Here is a 20,309-nt window from a genome sequence, read left to right as displayed (position 1 = left end):
CTCGGCGCGGCGAACAGGCCGCCATTGTAAGGCGGCATCCCGGTCGGGACCGCCGCGTGCCGCCACGATGCCGATCGCGGCCGGCGAGGACATTGATCTGGATCAAGGCTTCGCGCGCGGCGGAAGCGGAACATCGCTCTCAACCTACCGCCACTCGGCCACCCAGATGCACATTTCCCACGAGGTAGCACAGCCATGATCGACACCACTGTCGTAGAGCTGTCGCGGCTGCAATTCGCCATGACCGCCATGTACCACTTCCTGTTCGTTCCGCTCACCCTCGGCCTGTCCTTCATGATCGCGATCATGGAGAGCGTGTTCGTCATGACCCGCAAGGAGGTCTGGCGGCGCATGGCGCTGTTCTGGGGCGTCCTGTTCGGCATCAACTTCGCGATGGGCGTGGCCACCGGCATCGTCATGGAGTTCCAGTTCGGCATGAACTGGTCCTACTACAGCCACTACGTCGGCGACATCTTCGGCGCGCCGCTGGCGATCGAAGGGCTGATGGCGTTCTTCCTGGAAGCCACCTTCATCGGCCTGTTCTTCTTCGGCTGGAACAAGCTGTCGCCGGTCAAGCACCTGATGGTGACCTGGCTGATGGCGCTGGGCACCAACCTGTCGGCGGTGTGGATCCTGATCGCCAACGGCTGGATGCAGAACCCGACCGGTGCGGTGTTCAACCCGGACACGATGCGCATGGAAGTGGTCGATTTCATGGCGGTGGTGTTCAACCCGGTGGCGCAGGCCAAGTTCGTGCACACGGTCAGCGCCGGCTACGTCACCGGCGCGGTGTTCGTGATGTCGATCAGCGCGCTGTTCCTGCTGCGCGGCACGCACCGCGACATCGCGCGGCGCTCGTTCGCGGTGGCCGCCGCGTTCGGCCTGGCGTCCTCGCTGTCGGTGGTGGTGCTCGGCGACGAAAGCGGCTACGCCGCCAACGAACACCAGAAGATGAAGCTGGCCGCGATCGAAGCGATGTGGGAGACCGAGCAGGCCCCGGCCGACTTCACCGCCTTCGGCATCCCCAACCAGACCACCGGCAAGAACGACTACGCGATCAAGGTGCCGTACCTGATGGGCCTGATCGCCACGCGCTCGCTGAACACGCCGGTCCCCGGCATCCTTGAACTGGTCAAGCGCGCCGAGCACCGCATCCGCGGCGGCCAGATCGCCTACGGCGCGCTGGAACGGCTCAAGGCCGACCGCAACGACGTGCAGGCGCGCGAGGTGTTCGACCGCCATTGGCAGGACCTGGGCCACGGCCTGCTGCTCAAGCGTTACCGCGACGACATCCTCAATGCCACGCCGGAGGAAATCTCCAAGGCCGCGCTCGACACCGTGCCGCGCGTACTGCCGCTGTTCTGGACGTTCCGGGTCATGGCCGGCCTGGGCTTCTACCTGATCGCCTTCTTCATCGCCGCGATGTGGTTCTCGTGCAAGCACAACTTCGAGGACAAGCGCTGGTTCCTGAAGCTGGCCCTGTGGACCCTGCCGGCGCCGTGGATCGCGATCGAATGCGGCTGGTTCGTCGCCGAATACGGCCGCCAGCCGTGGGCGGTGGAAGGCGTGCTGCCGACCTTCTACGCCGCCTCCGGCCTGGCCCTGCACGAGATCCTGATCACCCTGGCCGGCTTCGTGGCGATCTACACCGTGCTGCTGGTCATCGAGATCAAGCTGATGCTCAAGGCGATCCGCAAGGGCCCCGACAATCTGCCCGCGCTGCTGCAACCGACCCCGCGCCCCGCCGCGCCCCTTGCCGCCCCTGCGGCCGCCGGTCAACTCTGATCCCGGCAGGAGAATGACGATGGACTTCATTGCATTGGACTACACCACGCTGCGCGTGATCTGGTGGCTGCTGCTCGGCATCCTGCTGATCGGTTTCGCGGTGATGGACGGTTTCGACCTGGGCGTCGGCGCGCTGCTGCCGTTCGTGGCGAAGAACGACGCCGAACGCCGGCTGGTGGTCAACACCATCGGCCCGGTCTGGGAAGGCAACCAGGTCTGGCTGGTGCTCGGCGGCGGCGCGATCTTCGCCGCCTGGCCGCCGCTGTACGCGGTCAGCTTCTCCGGCTTTTACTTGGCCATGTTCGTGATCCTGTTCGCGCTGATCCTGCGCCCGGTCGGGTTCAAGTTCCGCGGCAAGCTGCCCAGCCAGCGCTGGCGCAACGGCTGGGACTGGGCGCTGTTCGTCGGCGGCTTCATCCCGGCGCTGATCATGGGCGTGGCGGTGGGCAACGTGGTGCTCGGCGTGCCGTTCCACTTCGACGACACGCTGCGGGTGTTCTACACCGGCACCTTCTTCGGCCTGCTGATGCCGTTCGCGCTGCTCGCCGGCCTGCTCAGCGTGAGCATGCTGGTGGCGCACGGCGCGGCGATGCTGGTGCTGAAGACCGACGGCCCGGTGGCCGAGCGCGCGGCCCGCTACGGCAGCGCGGCGGCACTGGTCGCCTGCGCGCTGTTCGCCGCCGGCGGCGCCTGGGTCGCAGTGGCCCTGCCCGGCTATGCGGTGACCTCGCCGGTGGTCACCGACGGCGCCACCAATCCGCTGCTGAAGACCGCGGTGCTCGGCGAGGTCGGCGGCTGGATGCACAACTACCAGTCGATGCCGCTGACCGCACTGGCGCCGGTGGCCGGCCTGCTCGGCCTGCTGCTGAGCGCAGTGCTGCTGCGCAAGCGGCGCGGCGGCCTGGCCTTCATCGCCTCCGGCGCGGCCATCGCCGGCATCATCCTCACCGTCGGCTTTGCGATCTTCCCGTTCCTGCTGCCCTCCTCCAGCCAGCCCGGCTCCAGCCTGACCGTGTGGGACGCCTCCAGCAGCCACCTGACCCTGTGGATCATGCTGCTGGCCACGGTGGTGTTCCTGCCGATCGTGCTCGGCTACACCACCTGGGTGTACCGGGTGCTGAAGGGCAAGGTCACCGCCGAATCGCTGGACGACAACCCCAACGCGTACTGAGCGCGTTCACCCCGATCGCATAGGAGTTTGCACCATGTGGTATTTCGCCTGGATTCTCGGTGTCGGCCTGGCCTCCACCGCCGCCATCCTCAACGGCATGTGGTTCGAGGCACGCGAGGGCGCCGCCCCCGACGCGGCCGACTGAAATTTTTTCGCAAAGGATCTTGCCGAATGCGGGTGACCCCCGTATCATGTGCGGCTCCTTCGGGGTGTAGCTCAGTCTGGTAGAGCGCTACGTTCGGGACGTAGAGGTCGCAGGTTCGAATCCTGTCTCCCCGACCAGTTTCAAGGTCACAAGAAGCCTGGAAAACGAAAGTTTTCCGGGTTTTTTTGTGTCTGCGGCACGGCGCCGCGCGCTTGCGCTGCGCGCTCGAGGCAGCAGCGGCCTGGCCTGCCGCGATCCGAGGCCGACATCGCGTCCGCACCGCCGGGCGGGCTGACGCTCGATGCCTCCGCCCCATCCGATCGTGCAGGCCCATGCAGACATGTGCGACTCGCGGCAGGCATCGCCTCGGCGGCGCATGCCTGCTGCCGGATTGGATCTAGCGCGATGCAACACCGGCATGGCGTGCGCGACGCATGCGACGCGCATCGGTGCGCTGCTGCATCACTGCCGAGAAAGGCCGCGGCGGCTGCTCGCGCGCCGCGGACGACGCGCTCAGCGCACCGGCAGACTGATGTAGCTCGCCTGCTGCGGCGTATGCCAGATGCGCTGCGTGGCCTTCTGGTAATCGCCCGGCTTGGCGAAGTAGATATTGGGCACGTAGGTCTGCGGATTGCGGTCGTACAGCGGGAACAGGCTGGATTGCACCTGCACCATCACCCGGTGGCCACGCTGGAAGGTGTGGTTGGCGGTGGGCAGGCCGAAGCTGTAGGCCAGCGGCTGGTTCGGCGCGATCGGCTTGGGCGTTTCGAAGCTCTCGCGGTAGCGGCCGCGGAAGATCGCCATCGACACCGCCAGTTCGTAGCCGCCCAGCTTCGGATCGGAGGCCATCTCGTCCGGGTAGACGTCGATCAGCTTCACCACCCAGTCGCTGTCGCTGCCGCTGGTGGAGGCCTGCAGGTGCACCTCGGGCACGCCGGCGATGCTGAGCGGCGCATCCAGCGGTTCGCTGACGAAGGTCAGCACGTCCGGGCGGCCGTCGACGAAGCGCTGGTCGTGCACCAGCCAGCTGGTCCACATGTCGCGATCGCCGAAATCGACCGGGCGCGGCACGAACGGCACCGGCTTGGCCGGGTCGGACACGTATTCCTCGTAATCGCCCTGCCCGGCCGTGGGCGCGTCGAACGACAGCGTGCCGCCGGCGGCCAGGTACAGCGGCTTGCTGCGTGACGCGCAGCCCTGCGCGCAGCTGCGCGGCCAGGTCTGCAGGCGATCCCAGTGGTTCTCGCCGGTGTTGTAGATGAACACCGGCGGGGTGTCGGCCTTGGCCGCGCCGTCGACCAGGTACTGGTCGAAGAACGGCTTGAGCACGTCGCGGCGGAACTGCAGCGCGGTGTCGCCGTCGAACTTCAGCGCGCCCAGCGCCGAGCCGTCGTAGTTGACCTGGCTGTGCCGCCACGGCCCCATCACCAGGTAGTTCCTGTCGTTGCCGGTGTCGCGCGGTTCCATCGCCTGGTAGCTGTGGATCGCGCCCCACATGTCCTCCTGGTCCCACAGGCCCTGCAGCCACATCGTCGGCACCTTCAACGGGGTGCGCGCCATCACCTTGTCCAGCGCCTGCTGCTGCCAGAAGCTGTCGTAGGCCGGATGCTCGGTGAGCTTGTGCCACCACGGCAACTGCTCCAGGCCCGCGGCCTTGGCGTAGTCGCCGGCCGAGCCGGCGCGCAGGAAGTTGCTGTAGTCGTCGTGGCCGTGGCGCGGGATGCCGCTGCCCTTGCCGCGCTGGGTCAGCTGGCCGGTGAAGTAGTCGAAGTTGACCTGGCGGAACGCGCCGTAGTTGAGCCAGTCGTCGCCCATCCAGCCGTCGATCATCGGGCTTTCCGGCGCGGCCACCTTCAGCGCCGGGTGCGGATCGGTCAGCGCCATGACCACGGTGAAGCCCTCGTAGGACGAGCCGATCATGCCGACCTTGCCGTTGGACTCGTGCACGTTCTTGACCAGCCAGTCGATGGTGTCCCAGGCATCGGTGGCGTGGTCCACCTTGCTGCCGTTGAGCGGCCCGCGCAGCGGCCGGGTCATCACGTAGTCGCCCTGCGAACCGTACTTGCCGCGGATGTCCTGGAACACGCGGATGTAGCCGCCGTCGACGAACACCTCGTCGCCCTGCGGCAACAGGTCGCGCATATGCGGCGAGGCCATGCGGCTGGCGCGGCCGCTGGCGTCGTAGGGCGTGCGCGTCAGCAGCATCGGCGCATGCTGCGCGCCCTTGGGCAGCACGATCACGGTGTGCAGCTTGACCCCGTCGCGCATCGGGATCATCACCTCGCGCTTGACGTAGTCGTTGGCCTCGGTCGGCGCGACGAAGGCCTTGCCGGTGATGTCGGGCGTCATCGGCGCGGTCTGCGCCTGGGCGGCGGCGGCCAGCGCGGCGGCAACGACGGTGACGAGCAAGCGGGCGGCGATGGGACGCATGGAACCTCCGGGCAGTGAGACGGCGACTGTAGGCGCAACCGCGGCCCGGGCGGAAGTGTCGGCGCGCCGCAGACGGCCCGGCGTGTCCGCACGGGGGTCGCGGTGCGCATGCGTCAGGACACGGAAATGGCGGGATCCGGAGCGGGAACGGCCATGCGACCGCCAACGCTCCGGTCAGTTGCGGACATGCCTGGCGCCATCGGCGCCACCGCACCGGAAACCGCACGCGATAGCTTCCCTGCGGCGCGCACGGCAGGTACAACGATGCTTCTGCCCATCGCCGCAACCGCGTGCGGGGCGCCGGCGAGACCCACACGATGAGCGACTCCGAGCACGCGCCCGGCCATGCGGCGCGCCGCGCGTTCCTGAAACAGGGCGGCGCCCTGGCGGCCATGCTGCCGTTGCTGGGCCTGCCCGCATTCGGCCGTACGCTGGCCGCGCCGCTGCGCCCGGCCCGCTCGCCGCTGGTGCCGCCGGCGCAGGCGCTGCGGATGCGCTACGCCAGCGCGGCCAACGAGGCCGACGTGTTGCGGCAAGGCCTGCCGATCGGCAACGGCCGGCTCGGCGCCCTGGTCGGCGGCGCGCCCGACCGCGACTTCCTGTACCTGTCCGATGCCAGCCTGTGGACCGGCGGGCGCAACGACGTGCTCGACGCGCAGGGCCAATTTCCCTACGAGAAGGACAACTTCGGCAGCTTCGTGATGCTGGCCAAGCTGTATCTGGAACTGGACGGACACGCGCCGGCGCAGCTGCGCGACTACGCACGCGAGCTGGACCTGAGCAACGGCTGCATGCGCGTGCACTACGCGCTGGGCTCCGCGCAGTTCACCCGCACCGTGTTCGCCAGCCATCCCGACGACGCCCTCGTGATCCAGCTCGAGCAGCGCGGGGGCGGCCTTCACAGCGGCCGGCTGCGACTGGTCAGCGCGCACGCCGCACCGGTGCAGGGCGATGCGAGCGGGCAGCTGGGATTTTCCGGCGCATTGGCCAACGGCCTGCGCCATGGCGCGCACGTGCAGTTGATCGCCACCGACGGCAACGTGGAACTGCACGGCGACACGCTGCACTTCCGCGACTGCAGCGCGCTGCGCATCGTGGTGTGCGGCGGCAGCAACTACGTGCCCGACCTGGCCAGGAACTGCCGCGACCCGGACCTGGATCCGCAGGCCCTGGCGCGGCAACGTTGCGAGGCGGCGGCCAGGCTCGCGCCCGAGGCGCTGCTGTACACCCACGTGGCCGACTACCGCGCCCTGTTCGACGGCATGCAGGTGGATCTGGGCCGCTCCAGCCCGGCGCAACGCAAGCTCGACCTGTGGGAGCGGCTGCAGGCCCGCGCCGCGGCCGACACGCCCGACCCCGAACTGGAAGCGCTGTACCTGCAGTTCGGCCGCTACCTGACCATCGCCGCCTCGCGCGACGCGCTGCCGATCAACCTGCAGGGGCTGTGGCTGGAGAACAACGATCCGCCGTGGATGAGCGATTACCACAGCGACGTCAATCTGCAGATGAACTATTGGCTGACCGACGCGGCCGGGCTGGCACCGTGCTTCGACGCCCTCGCCCGCTACTGCCTGGCGCAGCTGCCGGCATGGACGCAGATCACCCAGGCGCACTTCAACGACCCGCGCAACCGCTTCCGCAACACCTCCGGCAAGGTCGCCGGCTGGGCGGTGGCGTTCTCGACCAATCCGTTCGGCGGCAGCGGCTGGTACTGGCACCCGGGCGGCAACGCCTGGCTGTGCGACAGCCTGTGGCAGCACTACGAATACACCCAGGACCGCGCCTACCTGGCACGGATCTATCCCTTGCTCAAGGGCGCCTGCGAGTTCTGGCAGGCGCGGCTGATCGAGCTGGAGGTGCCCGGTGCCGATGGCCGCCCGCAGCGGCGCCTGGTCGACGATCACGACTGGTCGCCCGAGCACGGCCCGGAAGACGCGCGCGGCATCGCCTACGCGCAGGAGCTGGCCTGGAACCTGTTCGGCCAATACCGCCAGGCCAGCGCGCTGCTCGATCGCGATGCGGCCTATGCCGCGACCGTCGCCGAGCTGCAGCGGTGCCTGTACCTGCCGGAAATCAGTCCTAGCAGCGGGCAACTGCAGGAGTGGATGTCGCCCGACGACCTGGGCGAGGCGCACCACCGCCACCTGTCGCCGCTGATGGGGCTGTATCCCGGCCATCGCCTGCATCCGGACCTGGCCCCGCCGCAGCAGGTCGCCGCGGCACGCAAGCTGCTGGAAGCGCGCGGCATGCACAGCTTCGGCTGGGCCTGCGCCTGGCGTGCGCTGTGCTGGGCGCGGCTGGGCGAGGCCGAGCGCGCCTATGCGCTGGTCGCGACCAACCTCAAGCCGTCGATCGTGCACAGCAACGGCACCGCGCCGAACTTCTTCGACATCTACGACCTCAGCCAGCATGGCGACCCCACCCTGGGCGGCGTGTTCCAGATCGACGCCAACTTCGGCACGCCCACGGCGATGCTGGAGATGCTGCTGTATTCGCGGCCCGGGCATATCGCGTTGTTGCCGGCGCTGCCCAAGGCCTGGGCCGAACGCGGCCGGATCAGCGGCATCGGCGCGCGCGGCGGCTTCGTGGTGGACCTGGAATGGCGCGCCGGCAAGGCCACGCGGATCGCGCTGCGCAGCGTCGGCGGCACGCGCACCGAACTGACGTTCAACGGCACGCGGCGCATGGTGGAGCTGGCGCGTGGCGCAACCATGCGCGTGCTCTGAGACATCCGCAGATGACGGCGTACGGCATGCCGCCCGGTCAGCCCAGCCGGATGCCGGGTCCCATCACGGCGACGAACCACAGGCTCGCCAACACGCCAGCGATACGCCACGCCATGCCGAGCCGCAGCGCACCGCGTTCGGCCAGCGCCACAGGCAGCGATGCGGGCAGCGCCAGCATGCCTGCCATGGCCAGGAATCCAGTCGCCACGCCGGAACTGAACACCAGCGTCCAGCTGATGGGGTTGAACAGCGCGCCGAGTGTGAGCAACGCGCCGAAGCCGAGATAGGACACGCGGCAGGCACGCGTGGCTTCATCGGCAGACAGCACGCCATCGGCGCACAGCGTTGCCAACCCCGATGCGGCCATGCGGATGGCGGCCCAGTAGCCGAGCACGCCTGCAATGCCCAATGGGATCCGCCATGCCGCAGGATGGGCAACGCCGGCAAACACCGTCGCCCAGTCGCCGCTGCTCAGCAGCGCCGAATAGACCAGGTAGGCCACCGCATTGAACAGATTAAAGGTGCCGACCACCCAGGCGACATAACGCCACGACGGCGGCAGGCCAGCGCTGCGCGCCAGCAACAGCGTTAGCGCGGCGCACAGATTGAACGCCGGGCCAGCCAAGGCAATCCAGGGTGAGGTGCCGACGCTGCTAAGACCGATGGTCGAGATCTGCTGCAAGCTTACGCCTGGCATGAACATCGCGACCACAGTGTGCGCAAGCTCGTGTCCGGCATCGCCGACCACACCAGCCAGCGCGGCAACGGAAAGCAGCGACAAGGTGCCCAGGCCAGCATGGCGTGGCTGCATCTCAGTGCCGCACCTGCCCCTCGCCACGCACCACGAAGCGCTCCACGGTCAGCGCTTCCAGGCCCATCGGGCCGTAGGCGTGCAGGCGCGTGGTGGAGATGCCGATCTCCGCGCCCAGGCCGAGTTCGCCGCCGTCGGAAAAGCGCGAGGAGGCGTTGACCATCACCACCGCCGCGCGCAGCGCCTGCACGAACGCCTCGGCGTTGGCCGCATCGGCGGTGGCGATGACTTCGGTATGGTCCGAACCGTAGTGGCGGATGTGCGCGATCGCCGCGTCCAGGTCCGGCACCACCCGGATCGCCAGGATCAGGTCGAGGTATTCGGCGGCATAGTCGGCGTCGCTGGCCGCGTCGATGTCCGGCAACAGGTCGCGGCTGGCGTCGTCGCCGCGCAGGGCCACCCCGCGTTGCTGCAGCGCCTGCGCCGCCAGCGGCAGGAAGCGTGCGGCGACGTCGGCGTGCACCAGCAGCGTTTCCAGCGAATTGCAGGCGGACGGGCGCGTGGTCTTGCCGTCTACCAGCAGCTTCACCGCCAGCGCCAGGTCCGCCGAGGCGTCCACGAACAGGTGGCAGACGCCCTTGTAGTGCTTGATCACCGGCACCCGCGCGTGTTCGGCGACGAAACGGATCAGGCCCTCGCCGCCGCGCGGGATCGCCAGGTCGACGATGTCGTTGAGCTGCAGCAGTTCCAGCATGGTCTCGCGGCGCAGATCTTCCACCAGGGTCAGGGCGTCCTCGCCGATCCCCGCCTCGCGCAGCGCGCGCCGCAGCGCGGCGGCGATCGCGGTGTTGGAATGGATCGCCTCCGAGCCGCCGCGCAGGATCACGCCGTTGCCGGCCTTGATGCACAGCGCCGCGGCGTCGGCGGTGACGTTCGGGCGCGCCTCGTAGATCATCGCGATCACGCCCAGCGGCACCCGCACCTTCTGCACGCGGATGCCGTTCGGGCGCACGTCGTCGCGGGTGACCTGGCCGACCGGATCGGGCAGCGCCGCCACTTCGCGCAACGCCGCGGCGACGCCCGCCAGGCGCTTGCCGTCCAGCGCCAGCCGGTCGAGCATCGCGCTGCCGACGTCCCTGGCCCGCGCCGCCTCCAGGTCGCGCGCATTGGCGGCGAGGATCGTCTCCGCATCCGCCTCCAGCGCCGCCGCCATCGCCTCCAGCAAGGCCTGCTTGGCCGCCGAGGACAACTGCGCCAACGCCTGCGCGGCATCGCGGCATTGCAGGGCTTGGGATCGGATCGTGCTCATTGATGGTTCCAGTGGTTAGGCGGGACTCGGGACTCGAAAAGGCTGCGCGAGCGGCGGGAATCGTCAAGCTGTCGGGCGAAACACGTCGAAACATTTGCGCGATCGCTGCAACGACGCAACGTGCTTACAACGAGTCCCGAGTCCCGAGTCCCGAATCCCGGCTCCCGAATCCCGAGTCCCGAATCACCACCAGATCGTCGCGGTGAATCACATTCTCTCCATAGCTGTACCCCAGGATCGACTCGATGTCGCGCGAGTGGCGGCGGGCGATGCGGCGCACGTCGGCGGCCGAGTACTGGCTGACGCCGCGCGCCAGGCAGCGGTCGCCGCCGGCATCGCGCAGGCGCACTTCGACCATGTCGCCGCGGCGGAAGTCGCCTTCGGCGCCGGCCACGCCGCCGGGCAGCAGCGAGGCGCCCTTGTCGGCCAGCGCGGCGGCGGCGCCGGCGTCGACCAGGATCGCGCCGGGTTCGACCGGCACCTGGCGCAGCCAGTACTTGCGCGCGGCGATGCGGGTGCGCGCGGGATGGATGCGGGTGCCGCGCAGGCGGTCCTGGGCCAGGCCGCGCACCACCTCGGCGCTGCGGCCGTTGAACAGATAGGTCTCGATGCCGGCGGCGCCGGCCTTGGCCGCGGCCTCCAGCTTGGTGCGCATGCCGCCGGTGCCGACGCGGCTGCCGCTGCCGCCGGCCATCGCCAGCACCGCCGCGGTCAGCTCCGGTACGTCGTCCAGCGGCTGCGCACGCGGGTCGCTGCGCGGATCGGCGGTGTACAGGCCGTCGATGTCGGTGGCGATGAACAGCGCGTCGGCATCGACCAGCGCGGCGACGATCGCGGCCAGGTTGTCGTTGTCGCCGAGCTTGAGTTCGTCCACCGACACGGTGTCGTTCTCGTTGACCACCGGCAGCGCGCCCAGCCGCAACAGCTCGCCCAGGGTGGCGCGCGCGTTGAGGTAGCGGCGGCGGTTGCGCAGGTCGTCGTGGGTCAGCAGCACCTGCGCCACCGGGCGTTCGAAGAAGCGCTGCCACAGCGCGATCAGCTGCGCCTGGCCGAGCGCGGCCAGCGCCTGCCGCGCGGCGATCGCCGCGCCGGCCTCGGCGGCCCGCGGCAGGATCGCGCGGCCGGCGGCGACCGCGCCGGACGACACGATCACCAGTTCGCGCCCGGCCGCCAGGTTGGCCGAGACGAACTGCGCCAGCCCCAGCGCATAGCGCGGCGACAGTCCGCCGCCGCCATCGGCGGCGAGCAGGCTGCTGCCGACCTTCAGCACCGCGCGCCGCCACGGCGGCAGCGCCTGCTCGACGAACGCCGATGCGCCAGCGATCACGACGCTCATCGCGGCCGCGCCCGGCTCATTGCGCGTTCCATGCATGCACGCTCAGTTCGGACGCGTCCTCGATCGCCAGCGGATCCTCGGCGACGATCGCCCGCGCCTGCTCCAGGCTGGCGACGTTCTTCAGCAGATAGGCGCCGCCGCTGCCGTCGCCGAAACCGCCGGCCAGTTCCAGCAGCCCGCGCGCGCGCAACGCGGCGAGAAAATCGCGGTGCGGCTGGACCACCGACGGCGGAAAGTCCGGCTTGCGCATCGCCATCACCAGGTACAGCGTCATCCTGCTTCTCCTCGATCGACTACGTCACCATCGGGCCGGCGTGGCCGCCCGCCCTTCCCGCACCGCCTGCCAGCGGCCGCTACCGACACTAACGCACCACAGCCGTGCGTGTCGCCGCGAAGTAGCGCAGCAGGCGCCGCATCTTGTCCTGCGCCGCGGCGTCGCCGCCCTCCTCGTCCATCCAGCTGGCGTCGGCTTCGGGATGGGGGCCGGTCAGCAGCACCGTGCCGGCGCCATAGCCGTAGCGGGCCATGGCCACGTCGCCGTTGCGGTAGTGGGCGATCGGCGCATAGCCCGCCGCGGCCTTGCCGGTGAAATACGGACCGTCCTGATAGTAGAAGCGTTCCAGCGTCCCGTCCCAGCGCACATCGATCGTATGGTCGCCTTCGTCGTCGATGCCCGAACCCGGGCGCCCGACCTCCGATTGCAGAGCCACGTCCACCAGCCCGATCCAGTCGCGGTCGGCGAGATAGGCGCCCATGCACAAGCCGAGGAAGCCCTTGCCGCTGCGCACGAACGCCCGGATCGCACTGGCGCCGTCGTCGCCGATGGCGGCATAGGCGGCAGGAATGTCCTGCCCGCCGCCGGGTTGGATGTACAGGTCGAAGCCGCTCAGCGTACGCGCGTTCACCTTGAGCGGCTCGCGCTCGCCGACATAGGCGAGTTCGAGATCCAGGCCGCTTCCCTGCAACGACTTCACCACCATTTCCGAACAACCGCGGCAACCGGCCTTGCCCCGGTACACCGCCACCTTCAGCGCGTCGCCGGCTGCCGCCTGCGGCGGCAGGGACAACGCCAGCAGCAGCGGCAACAGCAACGTCGCCAGCGCGGCCCAGCGATGGCGCTTGGGTGCCTGCGGCAGCGCGGTCGATCGGTCCATGCGTTCTCCTTCCGGTGCAACCCGTAAACCCGGCGTGGCAGCGTACGGCCTGGGCCGCGCCGGCCTCAGCCGGCCAACGCATCCCAGCGCGATTGCAATTCCGCCAGCCGCAGGTCGGCGGCGGCACCGGGCGAGACCCGCGCGGCCAGGCTGCCTTCCGGCGTGCGCCCCTGCCCTGCGCTGGCCGCCGACGCGGCGGCGGCCTGGTAGGCCTCGCGGAACGGCACGCCGGCCAGCGCCGCCTCGACCGCCACATCGGTGGCGTACATGCCCGAGTCGATCGCCGCGCGCAACTTGTCCTCGCGCCATTCCAGGTTGGCCAGCAACGCCGGCAGCAGCTCCAGCGCGGCCAGGCCGCGGCCGAAGCCGTGGAAGATCGCGCCCTTGCTGCTCTGCAGGTCGCGGTGGTAGCCGGACGGCAGCGACAGCAGCTGCTCGATCTCGGTGCGCGCGGCGGCCACGCTGGCGTGGGTGGCGCGCATCAGTTCGATCACGTCCGGGTTGCGCTTGTTGGGCATGATCGAGCTGCCGGTGGTGTACTGCGCCGGCAAGGCGACGAAGCCGAATTCGCCGCTGGTGAACAGCGACAGGTCCCAGGCCAGCCGGCGCAGGTCCAGGGTCGCGCTGCCCAGCGCTTCCAGCGCGGCCATCTCGAACTTGCCGCGCGACAGCTGCGCGTAGATGGGCGAGACCTGCATGCGCGCGAAGCCGAGCGCGGCGGTGGTGTGCTCGCGGTCGAGTTTCAGATTGACGCCGTAGCCGGCGGCGGTGCCGAGCGGGTTGGCGTCGATCAGGCGCAGCGTGTCGTGGGCGCGGATCGCATCGTCGATGAAGGCCTCGGCCCAGCCGGCCCACCACATGCCCGCCGAGGACACCACGGCGCGCTGGATATGGGTGTAGCCCGGCAGCGGCAGCGCCTGCTCGGCCTGCGCGCGGTCCAGCGCGACCTTGGCGATCTCGCGGCTCAACTGCGCCAGTTGCGCCAGCCGTTCCTTCAGCCACAAGCGGGTGGCGACCAGGATCTGGTCGTTGCGGCTGCGCCCGGTGTGGATCTTGCGGCCGGCGTCGCCCAGGCGCTCGGTGAGCCGCGCCTCGATCGCCGAATGACCGTCCTCGAAGCGCTCGTCGAGCACGAACGCGCCGCTGCGGAAATCCTCGGCCAGGATCGCCAGTTCGCGCTGCAGCCCGGCCAGTTCGTCGGCCGACAGGATGCCGATGCGCTGCAGGCCTTCGGCGTGCGCGCCGCTGGCGGCGATGTCGTGCAGGAAGAACTCGCGGTCCAGGATCACGTCGTCGCCGGCCAGGAAGGCCTGGATCTTGGCATCGACGGCGACGCCGGGTTTTTGCCAGAGGAGATTGGTCATTTTTGGGGGGAATCGGGAATGGGGAATGGGGAATCGAAAGCCGTCGCTTGCTCTATTTCGGGGCGCGTGACCGACGGGGCGATGTCGAGGTGGGCGCGCTTCGTGTCGTTGTCCGGGGTTCCGAGTCCGGGCGGCAAAGAAGCCTCATTGCGGCTGCCCCACCACCGGGATCGAGGTCAGCTCGTCCAAGCCCAGCGCCAGATTGAGATTCTGCATCGCCTGCGTCGCCGCGCCCTTGAGCAGGTTGTCCAGGGTCGCCACCACCACCAGGCGCTTGTTGCCCGGGGCCAGGGTGAAGCCGCCGATCTGCACGCCGTGCCTGCCGGCGATGCGGCTGACCCACGGGGCTTCATCGAGCACTTCGATCAGCGGCTCGCCGGCGTAGCGTTCGCGGTAGCGGCGCTGGATCGCGTCCAGCGTCAGCGGTTGCTGCAGCCACAGGTTCACGGTCATGGTGATGCCGCGGAAATGCGGCGCCACGTGCGGCATGAACTCCACCGGCACGCCCAGGTGCGTGGACACTTCGCGCTCGTGCATGTGGTCGGTCAGCGCGTACGGCATCAGGTTGTCGCGCAGCAGCTCGGGGTTGTTCTTGTCCGATGGCGTGGTGCCGGCGCCGGAATAGCCGGACACGCCGAAGCACTGCGGCGGCCCGGCCAACTGGTCGAGCAGCGGCGCGATCGCCAGCTGCATCGCGGTGGCATAGCAGCCGGGATTGCTGATCCGCTTCTGCCCGGCATAGCGGCCGCGGGTCAGTTCCGGCAGGCCGTAGTACCAACTGGGATCGAAGCGGTAGTCGGCCGACAGATCGACGACGATCGTCTCGGCCGCCGCCGCATCCAGCGCCGCGACGTAGGGCGCGGCCTTGCCGTTGGGCAGCGCCAGCACCACCGCCGCGGCACCCTTGGCCGCGACCGCATCGACGTCCAGATTTTCGTAGCGCAGCTCGCCCTGGTAGTCCGCGCTGTGCTCGGCCACGCGCTGGCCGGCCAGTTCGCGCGAGGACACGAAGGCCAGGTGCAGGTGCGGATGCGCGGCGACCAGCTTGATCAGTTCGGCGCCGGTATGGCCGCGCGCGCCGACGATGCCGACGCCATAGGTCTTGGAAGTCATGTATGCGAGTCCAGGCGGAACTGCAGGTGGCGTTTCACCCCGGCCCATTCCGTATCGATGATGGAGAACACCACGGTGTCGCGCGGCGTGCCGTCGGCGTGGCGCTTGTGGTTGCGCAGCACCCCGTCCTGCTTGGCGCCGAGCCGGGCGATGGCCGCGCGCGAGGTGTGGTTGAACCAGCTGGTCTCGAAGCCGACGCTGATGCACTGCAGGGTCTCGAACGCGTACTGCAGCAGCATCAGCTTGACCTCGGTGTTGACCCCGCTGCGCTGCACCCGCGGCGCGTACCAGGTGTAGCCGATCAGCAGCGTCGGCACCTCGGCGTCCAGCCCGTAGAAGCGCGTGCTGCCGACGACGTCGCCGGCCGCATCGCGCACCGCGAACGGCAGCACGCGGCCCTGCGCCTGCACGTCCAGCGCGGCGGCCACGTAGCCGTCGACCTTGTCCGGCGCCGGCACGCTGGTGTACCACAGCCGCTCCAGGCCGCTGCCGTGCACCGCCGCGCGCAAGGCGTCGGCATGCGCATGCCGCAACGGTTCCAACGACGCATGCCGGCCCTGCAGGGTCGGCACCTCGCGCCACAGCGCAGGCAGCAGGTCCAGGCTCATCGCGCTCAGCCCAGCAGGGTCGGCGTGCGCGTGGCGCAATGCGCCACGCAGTGCTGGATCTGCTCGAAGTTCTCCAGCCCGTACCAGAACACCTTCCACTTCTCCTGCTTGAAGCAGCCGTCGGATTCGGCGTAGTAGAAGATGTTGACCTGGTTGTTGTGGCGCGAGCGCCAGAACAGCTGCGGGGTCTCCTCGCGCATCACGTTCCACACCGCGCGGCCCAGGCCTTCGCCCTGCGCGTCGTCGAGCACCGCGAACTTGTCCAGGTAGGTGTAGCCGTCCTCGTTGGTCAGGATCACCGCGGCGCGGTAGTTCTCGCTGACGTAGGCGCGCAGCAGCCGGGTCTTGTCGAAATAGTCCGGCACCAGGGTGCGGCCGAAGCTGGATTCGATCAGCGACTTCAGCCGCTGCGTGTCCAGCTCGCCCCACGCGGTGGCGCGCAGCACCTTCTCGCCGCGCCGCACCAGCGTGCCCGAACCCTTGTGGGTGAACAGTTCCTTGGCCAGGTCGGCCGGGCGCGTGATCGACACCGACGATTCCAGCGGCAGCCGGTCCAGCAGATCCTTGATCTGCTCGATCTTGACCCGCATGCCGCCGTTGATCCACGGCTGCTGCATCAGGTGCGCGTACTCGGTGGACAGGTTGATCGAATCGATCACCTTGCCCTCCTCGTCGAGCAGCCCGCCGGTGCCGGTGAGGAAGATGATCTTGTACGGCTGCAGTTCCTGCACCAGTTCGTTGGCGGCGAAATCGGCGTTGATGTTGAGGATCTGGCCGCTCGGGGTTTCGCCCAGGCTGGTGATCACCGGGATCGAACCGGCCTGCAGGCTGGCCTCGATCGGCGCCAGGTTCACCGCCTTGACCTCGCCGACCAGGCCGTAGGTGTCGCGATCCAGATACTGCGCCTCGAACACCCCGCCGGTGATCGAGGTGGCGCGCGCGCCGTTCTGCTGCAGCGCCTCGACCAGCTTGAGGTTGGAGGCCTGGAACACCTTGCGCACGATCGCCAGCGCTTCCGGCGAGGTCACCCGCAGGCCGTTGACGGTCTGCTTCTCGATGCCGGCGGCCGACAGCTCCGCATCCAGCTGCGGGCCGGCGCCGTGCAGCACGATCGGGGTCAGCCCGACTTCCTGCAGGAACGACAGCGAGGAGGTCAGCGCCTCCAGATCGTCGCGCAGCACCGCGCCGCCGACCTTGACCACGGCGAAGCGCTTGGCGTCCAGCTGCGAAAAGCGCTTGAGGTACTGGCTGATCTCCTTGGCGCTGGCCATGCTCGAGAGCAGGCGGACGATGGTCTGGCGGGTTTGCTTGTTGGCGTGCATGGCGGTGATGGCGGTTCCGTGATCCGGGATGGAAGGGCCGTGGCCCCGGCGGCGCGCGCTCAGCGCACGCCGTTGATGATGCGGTCCACCGAGGTGGCGTAGCGCTGCAGCTGCTGCAGCGTCACGAACTCGTCGGCGGTGTGCGCCTGGGCGATGTCGCCCGGGCCGTAGACCAGCGCGGTGTAGCCGCCGGCCGAGAACAGCGAGGCCTCGGTCCAGAAGTCCACCGCATTGCCGATCGGCAGGTGCAGCGCATCGGCGACGTCGCGCGCGGCCAGGCGCTTGTCCTCGGCGCGGGCGATCTCTCCGGAGGGCAGGCTCGGCCCGCGGAAGGTCTCCTCGAAGTGCGCGGCGGCCGGATCGGCGAAACCGGCGAAGGTCGCCAGCAGCGCGTCCACGTCCATCGACGGCAGCGGCCGGAAACCGAACCGCAGCTCCGCCGCCGGCGCGATCATGTTGGCCTTGATCCCGCCCTCGACCCGGCCGATGTTGAAGCGCAGGCCGGTCAGGCCGCCGAAGCGCGCATGCGCCAGCGACTCGACATGGTCCAGGGCCTTGCCGCCCCAGCGCATCGCCTGGTGCAGCGCGCTGGCCGACGGATCCTGCTTGCCCGACGCATGTCCGGCGCGGCCGGCGAAGCGCATCAGCACCGAGCTGATGCCGCGATGCGCCAGTACCGCTTCGCTCATCGTCGGCTCGGCCACCAGCACCGCCTCGTAGGGAATGCGGCGTTGCAGGAACGCGGCGATGCAGCGCGGATCGTTGGCTTCCTCGTCGCTGGAGAACAGGAACGCGGCATCGCCGTCGCCGGCATTGGCCGCCGCGACCAGCGCCGCGGCCGCGCCCTTGATGTCGCACACGCCCAGGCCGATCACCCGGTCGTCGGTCCGCCGCATCAGGTGCGGGTCGGCGCTCCAGTGCGGCGAGTCCGGCACCGTGTCCAGGTGCACGTTGAACAGGTACTGGGGCGCGCCGCGCACCGCGTACAGGCTGACCGCCCCGGCGCCGTGGTCGATCACCTCGACCTGGAACCCGGGCAGCTGCGCGCGCAGGTAGTCGAAGATGCCGCCGGTGCCGATCGCGCGCGGCGGATTGCGGGTATCGAAGGACACCAGCTGGTGCAGGTGCGCGAGGGTGGGTTCGAGCAGATCGGTCATGGCGGGTCAGGCAGCCGTGGCGCTGGTGCGGTAGAGGTCGGGATAGGCGATTTCCATCAGCGACTGCGGCCGCGCCGGCGCGGCGAAGCCGTGCCGGGCGTACAACGCATGCGCGTCGGAGGTGGCGAGCATGAAGCGGCGCAGGCCCTGCAGCTGCGGGTGGGCCATGATCGCCGCCACCAGCTGCTTGCTGTAGCCGCGGCCGCGGTACGCATCGAGCACGAACACGTCGGCCAGGTAGGCGAAGGTCGCCCCGTCGGTGATCACCCGCGCGAACGCCACCTGCCCTGCACCCTCGACGTAGCCGCCGAAGCACAGCGAGCCGGCGATCGCCCGCTGCACCGTGTCCAGCGGGATGCCCAGGCACCAGTAGGCCTGTTCGCTGAGGAAGCGATGGATCAGCGGCAGATCCAGTTCCTGCTTGTCGGTGCTGATGCGCAGTGCGTGCATGGGTTCCATCAAGACAGTTCCTTCTCCCACCGGGAGAAGGTGCCCCGAAGGGGCGGATGAGGGTACGGGCGAAGCCTGGTGAATCGAATTTCGCGCGAGCGGGTGAAGGTGCGGGGAAGCTTGCAGGTCGAAATGTTGCGAGGCTTCGCCCGTACCCTCACCCCAACCCCTCTCCCGATGGGAGAGGGGCTCTACCCTCAGCGGTTGACCTGCGCGTACAGCGTCGAGCTCATCCCGAACAGCTTGATGAAGCCTTCCGCCTCGGCCACGCCCCAGTCCGCCGACTGCGCGTAGGTCGCGCCCTTGGCGTTGAGCAGGTGCGGCGACTTCACCGCCACCGCATCGACGCGGCCGCCGCGGGTTTCCAGCGTGACTTCGCCGTTGACCTTGGCCTGCGAGGAATCCAGGAACGCCTCCAGGTCGGTCTTCAACGGATCGTGGTAGAAGCCTTCGTAGACCAGCTCCACCCACTTGCGCGCCACCTCCGGCTTGAAGCGGTTCTGCTGCTTGGTCAGCACCGCGTCTTCCAGCGCGCGGTGCGCGGCCAGCAGCGCGATCAGGCCCGGCGCCTCGAACACGATGCGGCCCTTCAGCCCGATCACGGTGTCGCCGGTATACATGCCGCGGCCCACGCCGTACGGAGCGAACAGCTTGTTGAGCTTGGCCAGCAGCTTGGCGCCTTCCAGTGGCTTGCCGTCCACCGCCACCGCTTCGCCGTGCTCGAACTTCAAGGTCACCGTCAGCGGCTCGATCGGCCACGCGCTGCGCGGCGCGCACCAGCCGCGGGTGCCCTCGCCCGGCGCTTCCCAACGGTCGATCTCGCCGCCGGACATGGTCACGCCCAGCAGGTTCTCGTTGATCGTGTAGGCCTTCTGCTTGGCGCGCACGCCGAAGCCGCGCTCCTCCAGATACTTCTGCTCGTAGGCGCGGGTCTGGGTGTGCTCCTTCTGGATCTCGCGGATCGGCGCGACGATCTCGTAGTCGCCCAGCGCCTTGACCGCCAGGTCGAAGCGCACCTGGTCGTTGCCCATGCCGGTGCAACCGTGCGCGATGATCTTGGTGCCCAGCTCGTCGGCGCGCTTGAGCGCGGCATCGACGATCAGGTACCGGTCGGACACCAGCAACGGGTACTGGCCCTGATAGCCCTCGCCGGCCCACACGAACGGCTTGACGAAGCCGCTCCAGATCGCCGGGCCGCCATCGACGGTGACGTGGCTGGCCGCACCCAGCTCGGCGGCGCGCTTCTCGATGAAGTCGCGCTCCTCGTCGTCCACCCCGCCGGTATCGGCGAACACCGTGTGCACGGCGTAGCCCTTGGCCTGCAGATAGGGAATGCAGAAGCTGGTGTCCAGGCCGCCGGAGAAGGCCAGGACGATGTCCTTGGTGCCGGGATTCGGGATTGGGGATTCGGGATTGGTGGAAGCGGTTTGCTGCGACATGGGGGAATCTCTCTGCGGTTGACTAAATGGGAGCGGGGGCGGGATTCGA

The 20,309-nt window shown here is 69.2% G+C and carries 17 protein-coding genes and 1 tRNA gene; 5 read left to right on the top strand and 13 right to left on the bottom strand.

The window, feature by feature from the left end:
- Window positions 1-195: 195 nt before the first annotated feature.
- From HDC36_RS01865 to HDC36_RS01850, 4 genes are all read left to right on the top strand, one after another.
- Complete coding sequence (locus tag HDC36_RS01865) at window positions 196-1,785, top strand: cytochrome ubiquinol oxidase subunit I (protein WP_179563958.1); 1,590 nt, start codon at window positions 196-198, stop codon at window positions 1,783-1,785.
- A 19-nt stretch (window positions 1,786-1,804) separates the two neighbouring features.
- A complete protein-coding gene (cydB, locus tag HDC36_RS01860) occupies window positions 1,805-2,956 on the top strand; it encodes a cytochrome d ubiquinol oxidase subunit II (RefSeq protein WP_179563957.1) in 1,152 nt (383 codons plus the stop codon).
- A 34-nt stretch (window positions 2,957-2,990) separates the two neighbouring features.
- Window positions 2,991-3,101 (top strand): cytochrome bd-I oxidase subunit CydX, encoded by a 111-nt coding sequence (cydX, locus tag HDC36_RS01855; protein WP_003470310.1) that lies wholly within the window; start codon window positions 2,991-2,993, stop codon window positions 3,099-3,101.
- Window positions 3,102-3,161: 60 nt separating this feature from the next.
- Window positions 3,162-3,238: transfer RNA gene (locus tag HDC36_RS01850), tRNA-Pro, on the top strand.
- Window positions 3,239-3,614: 376 nt separating this feature from the next.
- Here HDC36_RS01850 and HDC36_RS01845 read toward each other — a convergent pair.
- Window positions 3,615-5,531, bottom strand: coding sequence for a CocE/NonD family hydrolase (locus HDC36_RS01845; RefSeq protein WP_179563956.1), 1,917 nt, complete (start codon window positions 5,529-5,531; stop codon window positions 3,615-3,617).
- A 317-nt stretch (window positions 5,532-5,848) separates the two neighbouring features.
- Here HDC36_RS01845 and HDC36_RS01840 point away from each other — a divergent pair, with 317 nt between their 5' ends.
- The gene (locus HDC36_RS01840; protein ID WP_179563955.1) at window positions 5,849-8,257 is read left to right on the top strand and encodes a glycoside hydrolase N-terminal domain-containing protein; all 2,409 of its coding nucleotides are present in this window, start codon (window positions 5,849-5,851) and stop codon (window positions 8,255-8,257) included.
- Between the two features lie 37 nt (window positions 8,258-8,294).
- Here HDC36_RS01840 and HDC36_RS01835 read toward each other — a convergent pair whose 3' ends face one another.
- The 12 genes from HDC36_RS01835 to HDC36_RS01780 all read right to left on the bottom strand — a co-directional run bounded on the left by HDC36_RS01835 (window position 8,295) and on the right by HDC36_RS01780 (window position 20,260).
- Entirely contained in the window at window positions 8,295-9,068 is a 774-nt protein-coding gene (locus HDC36_RS01835) for a hypothetical protein (protein WP_179563954.1), read from the bottom strand.
- 1 nt (window position 9,069) lies between these two features.
- Entirely contained in the window at window positions 9,070-10,317 is a 1,248-nt protein-coding gene (locus HDC36_RS01830) for a glutamate-5-semialdehyde dehydrogenase (RefSeq protein WP_179563953.1), read from the bottom strand.
- 124 nt (window positions 10,318-10,441) lie between these two features.
- Window positions 10,442-11,653 (bottom strand): glutamate 5-kinase, encoded by a 1,212-nt coding sequence (gene proB / locus HDC36_RS01825; RefSeq protein WP_179563952.1) that lies wholly within the window; start codon window positions 11,651-11,653, stop codon window positions 10,442-10,444.
- Between the two features lie 16 nt (window positions 11,654-11,669).
- A complete protein-coding gene (locus HDC36_RS01820; protein ID WP_179563951.1) occupies window positions 11,670-11,927 on the bottom strand; it encodes a hypothetical protein in 258 nt (85 codons plus the stop codon).
- Between the two features lie 88 nt (window positions 11,928-12,015).
- Window positions 12,016-12,807 carry a hypothetical protein gene (locus tag HDC36_RS01815; protein WP_179563950.1) on the bottom strand — a complete coding sequence of 264 codons (792 nt, stop codon included), beginning with the start codon at window positions 12,805-12,807 and terminating at the stop codon, window positions 12,016-12,018.
- Window positions 12,808-12,872: 65 nt separating this feature from the next.
- Window positions 12,873-14,171: an argininosuccinate lyase gene (gene argH, locus HDC36_RS01810; RefSeq protein ID WP_179563949.1), complete on the bottom strand. Its 1,299-nt coding sequence runs from the start codon at window positions 14,169-14,171 to the stop codon at window positions 12,873-12,875.
- 144 nt (window positions 14,172-14,315) lie between these two features.
- Window positions 14,316-15,284, bottom strand: coding sequence for an N-acetyl-gamma-glutamyl-phosphate reductase (argC, locus tag HDC36_RS01805; protein ID WP_179563948.1), 969 nt, complete (start codon window positions 15,282-15,284; stop codon window positions 14,316-14,318).
- Window positions 15,281-15,892: a GNAT family protein gene (locus HDC36_RS01800; protein WP_179563947.1), complete on the bottom strand. Its 612-nt coding sequence runs from the start codon at window positions 15,890-15,892 to the stop codon at window positions 15,281-15,283. Before HDC36_RS01800 ends, argC begins: the two co-directional genes overlap by 4 nt.
- Before the next feature lie 5 nt (window positions 15,893-15,897).
- Window positions 15,898-17,214 (bottom strand): acetylglutamate kinase, encoded by a 1,317-nt coding sequence (locus HDC36_RS01795; RefSeq protein ID WP_179563946.1) that lies wholly within the window; start codon window positions 17,212-17,214, stop codon window positions 15,898-15,900.
- A 59-nt stretch (window positions 17,215-17,273) separates the two neighbouring features.
- Window positions 17,274-18,371 (bottom strand): acetylornithine deacetylase, encoded by a 1,098-nt coding sequence (locus HDC36_RS01790; protein WP_179563945.1) that lies wholly within the window; start codon window positions 18,369-18,371, stop codon window positions 17,274-17,276.
- Window positions 18,372-18,377: 6 nt separating this feature from the next.
- Window positions 18,378-18,830, bottom strand: a complete 453-nt coding sequence (locus tag HDC36_RS01785) for a GNAT family N-acetyltransferase (protein WP_179563944.1) — start codon at window positions 18,828-18,830, stop codon at window positions 18,378-18,380.
- A gap of 188 nt (window positions 18,831-19,018) precedes the next feature.
- Entirely contained in the window at window positions 19,019-20,260 is a 1,242-nt protein-coding gene (locus HDC36_RS01780) for an argininosuccinate synthase (RefSeq protein ID WP_179563943.1), read from the bottom strand.
- Between the last annotated feature and the right edge of the window lie 49 nt (window positions 20,261-20,309).

It is taken from the genome of Xanthomonas sp. JAI131 (genome assembly GCF_013410075.1).
Classification (GTDB): domain Bacteria; phylum Pseudomonadota; class Gammaproteobacteria; order Xanthomonadales; family Xanthomonadaceae; genus Xanthomonas_A; species Xanthomonas_A bonasiae.
The sequence above is the reverse complement of the archived record's forward strand: the minus strand, read 5'-3'. Positions and strand labels throughout refer to the sequence as shown.